The 13,811-nt window shown below is 51.4% G+C and carries 13 protein-coding genes; 5 read left to right on the top strand and 8 right to left on the bottom strand.

Annotation, left to right across the window (positions count from 1 at the left end):
- Positions 1-39: 39 nt before the first annotated feature.
- Complete coding sequence (locus tag E5354_RS07170; protein ID WP_123394792.1) at positions 40-810, top strand: hypothetical protein; 771 nt, start codon at positions 40-42, stop codon at positions 808-810.
- On the opposite strand, the gene E5354_RS07165 is transcribed toward E5354_RS07170, so the two are convergent.
- Genes E5354_RS07165 through E5354_RS07155 form a run of 3 tightly spaced genes read right to left on the bottom strand, consistent with a single transcriptional unit; the run spans position 807 to position 3,622 of the window.
- Entirely contained in the window at positions 807-1,412 is a 606-nt protein-coding gene (locus E5354_RS07165) for a WbqC family protein (RefSeq protein ID WP_135946929.1), read from the bottom strand. The two genes, E5354_RS07170 and E5354_RS07165, sit on opposite strands and share 4 nt — an antisense overlap.
- Positions 1,409-2,812 (bottom strand): signal peptidase I, encoded by a 1,404-nt coding sequence (lepB, locus tag E5354_RS07160; RefSeq protein ID WP_210433139.1) that lies wholly within the window; start codon positions 2,810-2,812, stop codon positions 1,409-1,411. Before lepB ends, E5354_RS07165 begins: the two co-directional genes overlap by 4 nt.
- A 60-nt stretch (positions 2,813-2,872) precedes the next feature.
- Complete coding sequence (locus E5354_RS07155) at positions 2,873-3,622, bottom strand: 4-hydroxy-tetrahydrodipicolinate reductase (protein ID WP_123394789.1); 750 nt, start codon at positions 3,620-3,622, stop codon at positions 2,873-2,875.
- Positions 3,623-3,744: 122 nt separating this feature from the next.
- Between E5354_RS07155 and E5354_RS07150 the strand changes: the two genes are divergently transcribed.
- A complete protein-coding gene (locus E5354_RS07150; RefSeq protein ID WP_135946925.1) occupies positions 3,745-5,397 on the top strand; it encodes an alpha/beta hydrolase in 1,653 nt (550 codons plus the stop codon).
- 24 nt (positions 5,398-5,421) lie between these two features.
- Complete coding sequence (locus E5354_RS07145; RefSeq protein ID WP_135946924.1) at positions 5,422-7,938, top strand: glycoside hydrolase family 2 protein; 2,517 nt, start codon at positions 5,422-5,424, stop codon at positions 7,936-7,938.
- 3 nt (positions 7,939-7,941) lie between these two features.
- Here the strand turns inward: E5354_RS07145 and E5354_RS07140 are convergent, their stop codons facing one another.
- Positions 7,942-9,231: an ATP-binding protein gene (locus E5354_RS07140; protein ID WP_135946922.1), complete on the bottom strand. Its 1,290-nt coding sequence runs from the start codon at positions 9,229-9,231 to the stop codon at positions 7,942-7,944.
- Between the two features lie 318 nt (positions 9,232-9,549).
- On the opposite strand from E5354_RS07140, the gene E5354_RS07135 reads away from it, so the two are divergent.
- Positions 9,550-9,999, top strand: coding sequence for a GatB/YqeY domain-containing protein (locus E5354_RS07135; protein WP_135946920.1), 450 nt, complete (start codon positions 9,550-9,552; stop codon positions 9,997-9,999).
- Positions 10,000-10,028: 29 nt separating this feature from the next.
- Positions 10,029-11,300, top strand: a complete 1,272-nt coding sequence (serS, locus tag E5354_RS07130; RefSeq protein ID WP_135946918.1) for a serine--tRNA ligase — start codon at positions 10,029-10,031, stop codon at positions 11,298-11,300.
- A 392-nt stretch (positions 11,301-11,692) separates the two neighbouring features.
- On the opposite strand, the gene E5354_RS07120 is transcribed toward serS, so the two are convergent.
- From E5354_RS07120 to E5354_RS07105, 4 genes are all read right to left on the bottom strand, one after another.
- A complete protein-coding gene (locus E5354_RS07120) occupies positions 11,693-12,322 on the bottom strand; it encodes a TatD family hydrolase (RefSeq protein WP_168353843.1) in 630 nt (209 codons plus the stop codon).
- Complete coding sequence (yidD, locus tag E5354_RS07115; protein ID WP_135946912.1) at positions 12,319-12,543, bottom strand: membrane protein insertion efficiency factor YidD; 225 nt, start codon at positions 12,541-12,543, stop codon at positions 12,319-12,321. The genes E5354_RS07120 and yidD overlap by 4 nt, the downstream gene beginning before the upstream one ends.
- Complete coding sequence (locus E5354_RS07110; RefSeq protein ID WP_135946911.1) at positions 12,540-12,929, bottom strand: ribonuclease P protein component; 390 nt, start codon at positions 12,927-12,929, stop codon at positions 12,540-12,542. Before E5354_RS07110 ends, yidD begins: the two co-directional genes overlap by 4 nt.
- Before the next feature lie 105 nt (positions 12,930-13,034).
- Positions 13,035-13,787: a uroporphyrinogen-III synthase gene (locus E5354_RS07105; protein WP_135946910.1), complete on the bottom strand. Its 753-nt coding sequence runs from the start codon at positions 13,785-13,787 to the stop codon at positions 13,035-13,037.
- Positions 13,788-13,811 lie beyond the last annotated feature (24 nt).

The following is a 13,811-nucleotide window of genomic DNA, read 5'->3' as shown; positions in this document are numbered from 1 at the left end:
CGATATTCGTTATTTTTGTATCCTCAAATAAGTCAGCCCATGAAAAGAATAGCACTACTCATTTTCACACTTGCGCTTGCCGTCACTCGGTTGTCGGCTTATACTGCCGGTGAGGCAGCCGACATACTCGCTGAGAATGCTGAAACGGCGACCGGTGTATGTCCCTTTGAGCTCGACATTGCGTCGACAATTACATCATTTTCATACGATAGGGATGAAAACATCTTTTCGGCCATGGTTCTGGTCAACACCGACGAGTTTCCATTGTGGATGTTTCTAAGGGATGAAGGTGACAGTTATGCCAAGATCGTCATGACGCGTTATATTTTGGGCTCCGAGCGTCGATTCCTTTTAAAGAACATTATTGATGCCGGTGCAATGTTCAGCTTCTGTTTTTATGTCGATTCGGGCGATTCTATAAGCTATGGGCTGAATCTCGATGAATTGAAGAGTCTGTATGATTATCACATAAGCGATTCCGAGCGGTGGGCTATGACTCTTGAGGCGATGGTGCTGATCTTGAACTGCGACACGCCACAAAAAATCGACGATCTGCTTACATTGTCGGGCTATGAATGGGGGGATAATTGCGTCATTATAAATTATATGCTTGAGGATCAAGATATGCCTACTTTATTATGTGACATCCATGAACATTCTGAAATGATTAAAAGCGATACTGTGTCGCAAATCGAGGCTGACGATCTCAAGGAAATTCTTATGGCGGCCGGTGCAAACCTTGTAATAAGATACAGGAGCGCGCTGACCGGCGACAGCTGCGACATTGTAGTGTCGCCCGATGAATTTTAAGGCTGCATCGCCTTCAGCACGAGAGGCGCTTCAGGGCCCATGTTGAATATAAGGTCGAGCACGCTCAGCCCAGGTGTGAAGCCGTAGCGCGAAGCCCATATCTGATAATACTTCACATCACGCATTTGAGGCAGCGTGGATGTAGCATCGTCAAGTGTCACTTCGCGCGGATTGATGCCGAGAGCGTTGCGGCAGAATCGGTCAATGGCCGCGTCAAGCTCAACAAGGCTATCTATGTCGCCGCTGAATGCCGGCATCAGGTCGTCGGCGTAATATTCAAAGAAGGGAGTGCGCCCGTAGGCCGAAAATATCGCACCCCAATGCACGTGCCACCAGTCGCCGTGGCTCGACACCTTCATGTCACACACTCTTGTCGAGTGCCATTCTGTGGGCTTCTCCAGCGGCACGGTGAGCCGTTGCACGCCGTTGGCGCCCTCGATGGTGCATCGGTGACACTCCTTGGCCCGCTTGTTAAATCGCCGCTGCGTGTCGATTGTCACCGCACCATACATTGCCATAGCCGCATAGTAGCGGATGCTTCCGCAGTAGACCGGCGGAAGCACCAATGTGGTGTCGGGGTATCGTATAAGGGGCGATGTCACTGCTTGTCGGGGTTGGCGGCTTTAAGAATGCGGTTCCAGCGTATTCCGCCGTTGAAAATGCTCTTGTCCTTGTCAAACGACACGATTACTCTCCACGGCTTGCCCACGATGTGGTCCTCGGGCACGAAGCCCCAGTAGCGCGAGTCGGCCGAGTTGTCGCGGTTGTCGCCCATCATGAAGTAGTAGTCCATGCCGAATGTATAGGTCTTGGCCGGTTTTCCGTCGATGTAGACCGTGCCGTCTTTGATGTAGGCGTCGTCATGGCCTTCATAGTTGCGGATGCAGCGCTCATACATAGCCCATGTGCGGGGCGTAAGGTCGATTGTCGTTCCCTTGGCGGGAATCCATAGCTCGCCGTAGTCGGCGCGGGTCCAGCCCTCCGATGCGCCGGCGGGGAACATGGCCACCTGCTCCGAGGCGGGCACCTTCATCACCTTTGTCACGCGGTGGTCGGCTTTGAGGGCGCTCTTCATTGCCGGAGTGAGCGGTGCCACATATATTGGCGGCACTGTGCCGTCGGGATTGACCGAGAATCCGAGTGCCGTTATGTTTGCGATGTCGGCGGGATTCACCGGCACCTGGTTACGGTCGTCGACACTGATGCCGAGGCGGTCCCAGTCATCGGGAGTCAATCCGCCGCGCACCTGGAAGAAGTGGTTGAATTGCACGTTCTCGGGCTGCTCGATAGCCTCCCCGTTGATGTAGATCACTCCGTCAACAATCTTTATGCGCTCGCCGGGCAGTCCTACGGCGCGTTTCACATAGTTCTCGCGACGGTCGACAGGGCGGTATATCACATCGCCAAACTGCTCCTTGTTGTTATGCACCGCAAATCGGCCGAGCATCTCCACGAGCGTGTAGTAGTCGGGATTGGTAACCTTGGTTGTCACCGTGTCGCCCGCCGGGAAGTTAAACACGACAATGTCGCCGCGCTCCACCTTGCCCAGCCCCTTCAGTCGCTTGTAGCCCCACTTGGGCCACTCGGTGTAGCTCTTGGTGTTGATGACCGGAAGCGTGTTCTGCACGAGCGGGAAGTGCACCGGAGTCATTGGCACGCGCGGGCCGTAGGCCATCTTGTTTACCCACAGGTAGTCGCCCACGAGAAGCGACTTCTCAAGCGACGATGATGGTATCTGATAGTTCTGCCCTACAAATGTGAATACGAAGTAGACCAATATCAGTGCATAGACGATTGCATCGACCCAGCTCATCACGGCCCTCACGCTCTTGTTTTTGCTCTTCTTCCACCATGTGAAGGGGATGTAGCCCGTTATGTATATGTCAAAGAGCAACGGCAGGAATATGAGTACCCACCAGCTGCCGAGCCATGCCACCCATGCTATGAAGATGAGGGCTACTATCGTGAAGCGTATCCAGCGCGTTGTCTTGGTTTCGCGTATGCGCCGACGCAGGTCGTCGGCAAAGGATTGATTGTTTTCAGCCATCGTAACGTAGGGATGTTATTTTATCAAATCGAGCAGATGTGAGTCGGCGATGAGGCCGTGCATAAGTTGGTCCATCGTAAGGAATCCGCTCTTACCCGCAGTCCACTCGGCAGCGATTACCGCACCGAGCGCAAAGCCTTCGCGGCTCTTGGCGCAGTGCTCGATAGTAATGGTGTCGACTTCGCTGTCCCACTTGATTATGTGGGTGCCGGGCACTTCGCCTTCGCGCACGTGGTCGATGCGCAGCACATCGGCAGCGTCGTCATCCTCGCTCCACGACTTGATGAGGTTGTCTTTGGCTATTATGCCTTCGGCAAGGGTTATGGCCGTGCCGCTCGGATGGTCGAGCTTGTGGATGTGGTGGATTTCGGTCATCGAGGGGTGATACTGCGGAAATCCGCTCATCATCGCCGCAAGGTAACGGTTGACGGCAAAAAATATGTTGACGCCGAGCGAGAAGTTGGAGGTCCAGAAGAAAGTCGCTTCACCGCGGTCGCACATCGACTTTATCTCGGGCATGCTCTCAAGCCAGCCGGTGCTTCCCGAAACTACGGGCACTCCCTGGGCGAATGCACGCTTGTAGTTGGCCACCGCGGTGGCGGGTGTGGTGAACTCTATAGCTACATCGGCCGACGCAAAAAGGGGCGAATCCATGTCGTCCTGATTGTCGATGTCGATCTTGCACACTATCTCATGTCCTCGGCTCAAGGCTATTTTCTCTATCGCCTTGCCCATCTTGCCGTATCCTATAAGGGCTATTTTCATAATCAATAATTATTTACTGCAAAAATACGCATTTTACCTCTAAGCGCAAAAATTTATAAGTATAGCGTGTAAATACCAAAATAAATTATAATTTTACATTTAAATCAAACATTATCACAAATATGAAACGATTTATTACCTGTTTCGCGCTCATATCGTTGTGTGTTACGACATTCGCAGCGCCTTCACGAAAAGTAATTGACAACGGCGGCAGCGGCCCTTACAAGGCTGAGGCTATTTCCGAACCGACATTGCCCGGATTTGTAGTCTATCGTCCATGCGACATCGACGGTGCCGTGAAAGGCGAGGGTGCGGCTTTGCCTCTGTTTGTATTTGCCAACGGAGCATGTCACGATACCTCGCTCCCTTATGAAAGGATGCTCAATGACATCGCATCCTATGGATACATGGTTGTCGCACTCGGCGAAATGCAGGACAGCGTCAATGACCGTGAGCTGAAAACATCGCCCAACATCGACATGATACGTGCCATTGAATGGGCCGAGGCTCAGACCGGCAAGAAGGGCAGTGACTACTATAAGGGCATTGACACCGAAAAGGTAGTGTTTGGCGGACATAGCTGCGGAGGTGCCCAGACTCTTGCCAACTGCGCTGACAAGCACGTGAAAACCTGCATCATGTTCAATTCGGGCATGGGAAACATATCTATGGCCGATGCTTCCAAGGAGTCGTTGAAAAATCTGCACGGCCCCATCCTTTACATCGCCGGAGGTGACGGTGACATGGCCTATGCTAACGCTGAAATAGACTATGCCAACATCGATAACGTACCCGTGGCTTTTGCCAATCATCTGAGAGCCGGACACGGAGGTACGTTCCATGAACAATATGGCGGCTCATGCTCGCGACTGGCCCGCGCTTGGCTTGCATGGCAGTTCAAGAATAAGCCTGAAGAGCTTGATGTGTTCCTGAAAAACCGCATTGACGACTTCCCCGACTATACGATGAAGGCAAAGAACTTCGACGCTCCCGTCAACGATCCCTTCACGGTGCGTGAAAAGCACTGCAAGAGTCGTGACGGCAAGGATATCTGGGGAAAGGTCTACATCCCCAACACCGCTGAGGCAAAGAAGCCGCTGGTCGTAATGGCCCACGGCTACAACAGCAGTCACGGCGAGCCTCAGGCTTTTGCCGAGAGTCTTGCCATGCACGGTGTGGCAAGTTACATATTCGACTTCTGCGGCGGTGGCAACAACAGCAAGAGCGAAGGTGCCACTACCGACATGACAATATTCACCGAGAAGGATAATGTCGAGGACATAACCCGCACTGTGAAGTCGTGGGACTTCGTTGATCCCGAGCGCGTCGCTCTTCTTGGCTGCAGCCAGGGAGGACTTGTTGCGGCTCTCACCTCGGCAGTAAATCCCGATATGTTCAAGTCGGTTGTTCTTGTATATCCCGCATTGTCTATCCCGGCAACCGCTCCGGCTCAGCTTAAGCGTTTTGATGCCGACAACGGTAATCCTCAGGATGTGATGGGCATGAAACTCGGTCGTGATTATTATGCCAAAATCAACGGCATGAATATCCTTGACATGACAGGAAAATATAAGGGAAATGTGCTTATCGTGTATGGCGATAAGGACCCCGTGACAGCCGGAGGAATGATGGATAAGGCATCCGACACATATACCCGCTGCACCAAGCTGATGATTCCCGGCGGCACACACGGATTCCCCTATTATGAGCATCACGAAAAGGCTACCAAAGGAATCATAGACTTCATTTTGGATACCATGGTTAAAACTAAATAGGATTGTAAATACACATTATTGCTTATGAGACTAAACATCCTTTGGCTATTTCTTATTATTGCGTCACTTAATTGCAGTGCATCGCGAGTGATTGATAATTTCAACCGCGACTGGCGTTATGAGTCGGGCGATGTCGCCGGCGCCGAACATCCCGATTTTAATGACTCTGACTGGCAGCACATCGGCTTGCCCCATTCGTTCAGCACTCCCTATTTTTTGTCGACCGACTTCTATGAAGGTTACGGATGGTATCGCAAGAATTTCAAAGTTGACAAGAAAGAGCTGGAAGGCGTTTTGTCGCTCGACTTTGACGGAGTGTTTCAGGAGGCTGAGATATATGTCAACGGACAAAAGGCCGGAGTGCATCGAGGCGGATACACCGGTTTTAATGTCGACATGACTCCGTTTCTGCATGAGGGCGACAATGTCGTGGCTGTGCGTGTCAACAATCTTTGGCGACCGACCCTCGCACCCCGAGGAGGAGAACATGTGTTCAGCGGTGGCATATACCGTAACGTTAGATTGGTAAAGAGCTCGCCCGTACATGTGGCATGGTACGGAGTAGGTGTAACAACCGATGGCCTTAAGGCTTCCGGCGGTAAGTCGGCATCGGTCAACGTTGATGTTGAATTGGCCAATACGCGAGCCGAGAAAGGTGAATACACCGTTAAGTCGATTTTGAAGTCGCCCGAAGGCAATGCCATAGGCGAGTGCCTGTCCAGGGTCATGCTTTCGGGAGATTCGTTGACGATTGTCAAGCAGTCGTTTGACAACGTGAAATCGCCTCGTTTATGGCATCCGTCGACTCCGGTGCTATACTCGGTCGATACAAAGATATACAAAGGTTCGCGTGAGATTGACAATGTCACTACCGACTTCGGTTTCCGATGGTTTGAATGGACTGCCGACCGTGGATTTTTCCTTAACGGTGAGCATTATGTCATAAAAGGAGCTAATGCCCATCAGGACCAGGCAGGATGGGGTGACGCAGTTCCCGATGGAGCTCATCGCCGCGATGTGGCTATGCTTAAGGAGGCGGGATTCAATTTTATAAGAGGTTCCCACTATCCTCACTCTCCGGCCTATTTGAAAGCATGCGACGAAATGGGTCTTCTGTTTTGGTCGGAAGCTCCGTACTGGGCTACCGCCGGACCGAAGGACGATGGTTCGTGGACGGCAAGCAGCTATCCTATTGTAGAAAAGGATTGTGAGGAGTTTGAGCAGAGTGCATTGGATCAGCTTGCCGAGATGATACGCATTCACCGCAATCATCCCTCAATAGTTGTCTGGAGCATGTGTAACGAGCCGTTTTTCTGCGCCGACGGAACATTGCCGGGCGTAAAGAAACTGTTGACAAGAATGGTTGAACTGTCGCACAAGCTTGACCCGACGCGCCCCGCTGCAATAGGCGGCGCACAACGACCGCTTGGAGATGATCGAATAGACTTCTTGGGCGATATTGCAGGATATAACGGCGACGGAGGCACGATTGCTGATTTCCTGAACCCCGGAATACCCAATTTCGTCAGCGAATATGGCGTGACGGCGACCCTTCGCCCCGGAAAATATGATCCGGGGTGGGGTGACCTTTGGAAGGACGACCATTGGCGCGGACATGATTGGCGAAGCGGACAGGCTATATGGTGCGCATTTGACCATGGCAGCATCTTCGGCCCGGCTCTTGGCAACATGGGCATAATCGACTACTTCCGCATTCCCAAGCGCTCATGGTACTGGTATCGCAATGAATACGGCGGCATCGCTCCTCCTGAATGGCCAGTTGACAACGCGCCCGCATCCATAGCCATAACACCGTCGTCAATCGAAGCGTCGACCGACGGCACCGATGACATACATCTGCTTGTCACGCTTCTTGACGGAGAGGGAAATGAAGTGACCGCTTCGCCCGATGTCACTCTTGAAATTGTTTCAGGGCCCGGAGAGTTCCCAACCGGACGCGCAATTACATTCAGCAACGGCACCGACATTCCTATTATCGAAGGCAAGGCGGCCATAACCCTTCGCGCTTACCAGCAAGGCAATACTGTGGTTGAGGCTCGGTCGGAGGGACTGCCGTCAAAGCGTATATCTCTTAAATTTAAAGACGGGCCTGAATATGACGCGTCATGTCATGCGGTTTCACCTCGTCCCTATGTGCGTTATGTGCGTGACAAGGGTGAGCGGTTGGCTACATTCGGGGTGAACAGCCCCACGTTTGCTTCAAGCGCCGCAGCCGGACATGCAGCGGGTTATGCTGCCGACGGCAACCGGCACACATATTGGCAGCCTGACGCGTCCGACAATAATCCGTCGTTCACTCTCGACACCGAGCGCGGATTGCTGTTGCGTGATGTCAATGTGGAATTTGTCGACGGACATGAGTGCAATCCCGTTATGGAGGCTTCGGCCGACAACGTGACATGGCATCCGGTCGATGATGTTAAAGCGTCAGACATGCGCGTACGTTTTCTGCGACTCTCCTTTAAGCCGGGTGCAACCCTTCCCCGTCTTTCGGGAATAAGTGTCAAGGGTGTGCTGTGACAATCAATCCTTGAGGGTACCGACGGGGACAACCAATACTCCGTCGGTGCGTCGATATGCATAATCGCCCACTGCGGTCAGCACCATCATAAACGACGGAGCCTTCATCTTTGTCGTGTCGATTCTGCTTTTCAGGGTGAGCAGGCTCTTCGCGCCTTCGTCGATAAGCTTATCACCGCCTAATTTTATCTCTACAAGTCCGTAGCTGCCGTTGCGCAAGTGAACTACTGCGTCGCACTCAAGACCCGTTTTGTCGCGGAAGTGATACACGGTTCCGTCCAGCGCTTGTGTATAAACCCTTAGATCCCTTACGCACAAGCACTCAAACAGTAGTCCGAAAGTGTTCAGGTCGTTTATCAGGTCGTCGGGGCCGAGCCCGAGTGCCGCGCAGGCAATGGACGGGTCGGAGTAGTATCGGGTGTCGGAGCTTCGTATCGCCGATTTGCTTCGCAGATTCGGATTCCATGCCGGCATGTCCTCGATTACAAATATGCTCTTCAGCGCGTTGATGTAGGAGTAGACGGTCTTGTCGCTCAATTCAACGGTGTCGTTTTCGGCGATGTCGTCCAGAATTGTCTTTGCGCTCACTTGTGTTCCTTGATGACGGGCGTATGACCGCATTATTCTGCGTGTCCTGTGCTCGTCGCGCTCTACATCGTCAACTCGTGAGATGTCTATCCTCACAATTGCCTCGTAGTAGTTTATGGCTTGACGCAATGCGGTCTTGTTCATGCCTTTGTCTACGGCTTTGGGCCATCCGCCGCGGCACATGATGAATGCTATGTCGTAAAGTGCCAGTCGGTTTTGTCCCCTTATCGGTGTGTCGTCCGACTGTTTGAAGAGGCTTGACAGACTTACATCACCCGATGAGTCCGATGATTCCCACAGCGACATCGTCCTCATTCTCAGCCATGAGAAGCGCCCTGTCCCTGAGTGCTTCATCAGCTCTTTGTCCTCTTTTGGCGGTACGGCCGAGCCGGTGAGTATGAATTGACCGTCTTTTCTTCGATGGTCTACTTCAAATCTCACGGCGTCCCATATTTTGGGGGCTATCTGCCATTCGTCGATAAGGCGTGGTGTGGCTCCCGACAAAATGTAATTCATGTCGGTGTCTACCATCTGAAGATACTGGGTGCGCCTAAGTGGGTCGTCCATATATATTACGCTGCCTGATGCTTGCTGTGCCGAGGTGGTTTTTCCGCAAGCTTTGGGGCCTTCCAATACTACGGCTCCCATGGCATCCAGTTCATCTTTTAGTATGTTGTCGATTATTCTTTTTCTGTAGTCGTCCATCGTTTTTTGCTTTATGCCTGCAAATGTACTATATTTCAATTGAATAAACAAATATTTTGCGATTTTGTTTCCGTACTTGGCACGATTTTGTTTCCGTACTTGGCACGATTTTGTTTCCGTACTTGGCACGATTTCACTTACATACTTGGCGCGATTTTACTTCCGTACTTGGCGCGATTTGGCTTCCTCTTTAATCTCTAGTGTCGGGCATTGTGTGACAATTGGTTGAGTTTAAGTTAATAATCGGTTATTTCTGTGATGATATTTTTCCCTATCTCGCATTTTATCGTTATTTTTGCACCTAAATTTATCACGGATATGGACCTTTTTGATAGAATCAGTGCCGATATAAAGTCGGCCATGCTCGCAAAAGACCGCGTTCGTCTGGAAACATTGCGCGGTGTAAAGAAAGAATTTTTGGAAGCCAAGACTGCCAAGGGTGCCGACGGCACTCTTACTGATGATGCAGCCGTGAAAATCCTTGTTAAGATGGTAAAGCAGCGTCGTGAAAGCGCCGAGATATACAGCAGTCAGAATCGTGTCGACCTTGCCGGCGACGAGCTTGCTCAGGTTGCTGTTATCGAAGAGTATCTGCCCAAGCAGCTTAGCGATGAGGAACTTGCCGAGGAGTTGCGTAAAATCATCTCGCAGGTGGGTGCCACATCGGCCAAGGAAATGGGTAAGGTGATGGGCGTTGCCTCAAAAGCTCTTGCCGGCCGTGCCGACGGGCGTGCCATTTCGGCTAAGGTAAAGGAGCTGCTCGCTTAATTATGCAAGAAAAATAATATAATCACTATATGCTTACAATACAGCAAATAAAGGAAGATCCCCAACGCATCGTAAAGCGACTTGCCGTTAAGGGATTCGATGCTCAAGAAACTATTGATCGCATTCTTGAACTCGATGCAAAGCGTCGTCAGTGCCAGCTCACCAACGACACCAAAGCGGCCGAACTTAATAAACTCGCCGCAAAAATAGGCAAACTCATGAAGGATGGCGCTCGTGAAGAGGCTGAGCAGACAAAGGCTGCCGTGGCCGCTTTGAAGGACGAGCAGAAGGCCATTGCCGAGCAGCTTGCAGCAACCGAGGATGAAATCCGCAATATATTGCTTTCAGTTCCCAATGTACCGTGTGACATGGTTCCCGAAGGAAAGACGGCAGCCGACAATGTGGTTGAAAAGACCGGAGGTCCCATGCCCGACCTTCCCGAGGATGCTCTGCCTCACTGGGAGCTTGCCCGAAAGTACAATATCATTGACTTTGACCTTGGTGTAAAGATTACAGGTGCCGGATTCCCGGTATATCTTGGCAAAGGTGCACGCTTGCAGCGCGCTCTCATCCAATTCTTCCTTGACGAAGCCGGTAAGGCCGGTTATCTTGAAGTGCAGCCACCCTATGTAGTGAACGAGGCTTCAGGTTACGGAACAGGTCAGCTGCCCGACAAGGAGGGACAGATGTACTATGTTAATGAGGACAACCTCTATCTCATCCCCACCGCTGAGGTTCCCGTAACCAATCTCTATCGCGATGTCATACTCAACGACTCTCAGCTTCCCGTTAAGAATTGTGCCTACTCGGCATGCTTCCGTCGTGAGGCCGGCAGCTACGGTAAGGATGTGCGCGGACTTAATCGCCTGCATCAGTTTGACAAAGTGGAGATTGTGCGCATCGAGAAGCCCGAGAACTCCTACGCCGCTCTTGAGGAAATGAAGGCTCATGTTCAGGGATTGCTTGAAAAACTTGGATTGCCCTGGCACATACTTCGTCTTTGTGGCGGTGACATGTCGTTTACTTCGGCTATCACATTTGACTTCGAGGCATTCTCTGCCGCTCAGAAGCGCTGGCTTGAGGTTTCTTCGGTTTCAAATTTTGAAACATATCAGGCCAATCGACTTAAATGCCGTTATCGCGGCGAGGACAAGAAGACACGCTTGTGTCACACTCTCAACGGTTCGGCTCTTGCATTGCCCCGCATCATGGCAGCGTTGCTCGAGAACAATCAGACACCCGAGGGAATCGTCATCCCTGAATGTCTTCGCAAATACACAGGCTTCGACATCATAGATTAAGAGCCGGTTCGACAATAAATATTAACGGCAGGGTCGCTCCGCAATATGCGAGGCGATGGCAATTTCGGTTCAACCAAAAGGGGAAAAGGTTTGATTTGTGTTATATCTCAGTAACATAAATCATTGACTCCATGAAAATAAAGTTTAGGCATTGCCGGCGGAAGCGCATCCGTAAGTTTTTGTCAGGCTTCCATGGAAAGGAACGGACAGACCTCTATAAGATATTCACAGCTATTGCATATCTGGTTTACACCGGATGTCAGTGGAAGATGCTGCCCCGATATTTGATGGGACGAAAGTTACCTTCGACTCGGCCACTCGTTGGTGCTTTTCTTCATCTCTTTCGGTCACGATGGAACCCCATCGCTCCCTCAAGAGCTAAAGAAAATCACTCAACAATTGACCGCCCTGCCGTTAATATTGATTGTCGAATCGGCTCTAAGAAGCCTGTAAGGAAGCGCGGGGTCGAGTTGCGGGAATGCCGCGGCTATCTGTTCAATGGGCAGCTGACTCTCGTCGCTTTCCACCAGTAGGCGGCTTGATGGAATCACCGAAGCCGACTCGCTGTTAAACCGCTCGCCGAGCGACAGGTAGAATCCTTCGTCGACAAGCTGCCTGGCGAGTTGGGGCTTGCCTCGGAATCCATGTATTATCCAAGGCTCTTCGGGCTTCAGTTCCTTATGTAGTCTTATGATTTCGGCGAAAGCCTTTACGATATGAAGTATTATCGGTTTCTGCGTCTTCCGGCTTATTTCGAGCTGAAGACGCAGAAATTGCATTTGTCTGTCAAGGTGGGCTCCGCGCAGGCGGTCGAGTCCGGCTTCGCCTATGGCTGCAATGAGCGGTGACGCGGCTTCGATTTCAAGCCGGTCGATTGCCTTGTCGGCATCGGGAGCGTCAGTGTCCCACGGGTGCAATCCTGCTGAATAGAGCTTCCCCGGTTGCAGCGTCACCTCCTTGCTGAGGTTTATTATCGCATTTTCGCGGCTCGAATCGTGGGTGTGTATGTCGAGAATTTTCATGGTACGGGGTCGTATCCGCTGCCTCCCCAAGGGTGACAGCGCAAAATGCGGCGCACGGCAAGCCACAGCCCCTTTATCGGGCCGTGTTTGCGCAACGCCTCCACTGCATATTGGCTGCATGTGGGCGAATATCGGCACGAAGGCGGGAAATGAGGCGATATGGCGCCCTGATAAAAACGTATGGGGAGTATAAGCAATCCCGTAATCAGTCGCCTTATCATTGCTCTTCGGTCACAAATGTTGACGAAATCTTGTTGAGGGCCTTTATCACGGCGCTCTCTATGCGGCTGTAGGGTTGCATGGAATCGGCTACATATATGAAAGCCATGTCGATGTTTACCCCTTCGGGAAGGGTGAGCGCATTGCGGTTGAGGCGATAGGCTTCACGTACCCGTCGGCGCATTGTCACGCGGTCTACGGCATGGCGCAGGCGCTTCTTGGGTATGGATATCAGGAATTGTATCGATGCTCCGTTACGCTCGCTCACACGCCACACGGCACGCAGCGGATAGGCCATAGCTGAACCGTTGCCCTCCTTGCGGGCAAACAGATTCTCTATAGCTGTCACCGAGCATAGCTTTTCGCGTTTATAGAGCCGTAATGACATGGATTTCGGTCTTTTTCTTTAAAAGCCGTTAAATGCACCATGACGATGAATTTAACGGCTTTGTTATCTGTTTTGCTATTTGTTTTGTTTGGATTTGGCAATGGCTTAAGCCTCTTGTGCGGCATCCTCCTTAAGGAAGAGGTCGAGGGCTGCCGTCATCGACGGAGCGTTGGTCGTGGGGGCTTCCATGTCGAGTCGGAGTCCTGCGTCGCGCACAGCCTGTGCCGTGGTTGAACCGAAGCATCCTATCTTGATTTCGTCCTGCTTGAACTTGGGGAAGTTCTTGAGCAGAGAGTCGATTCCCGACGGGCTGAAGAAGAGCAGCATGTCGTAGTCAAACGGTTCATCGGGGCCGAAATCGTTGCTCACCGTGCGGTACATCACTGCTTTTGTGTAGTTGATGTTGTTGTGGTCGAGGATGTTCAGGTCCTCCTTGTGAACATTGCTTATCGCGTAGAGGAAACGCTCCTTGTTATGTTTGAGCAGATAGGGAAGAAGATCGTCTATCTTGCCTGTGTTGACAAAGAAAATTTTACGCTTGCGGTAGAGAATGTACTTTTGTAAATAATTGGCTACCGATTCGGTAGTGCAGAAGTATTTCATCGTATCGGGTACGGTGTAACGCATCTCCTCGCAAAGGCGGAAAAAATGGTCTACCGCAGTACGTGCAGTGAATATGACCGCTGTGAAATCAGATATCGTTATACGTGACTGGCGAAATTCTTTTGCACTCAGTCCTTCAACCTTTATGAAAGGGCGAAAATCTATTTCGACACCGTATTTTTCAGCGATTTCGTAATAGGGGGATTTCTCAGAGGTAGGTTTCGGTTGTGAAACAAGTACTTTTTTTACTTTCACTCTTTTAGGGGCTTATAGGATTGG

Origin of the sequence: Muribaculum sp. NM65_B17 (assembly GCF_004793735.1) — a bacterium.
In the GTDB taxonomy this organism is placed as follows: Bacteria; Bacteroidota; Bacteroidia; order Bacteroidales; family Muribaculaceae; genus Muribaculum; species Muribaculum gordoncarteri.
The sequence above is the reverse complement of the archived record's forward strand: the minus strand, read 5'-3'. Positions and strand labels throughout refer to the sequence as shown.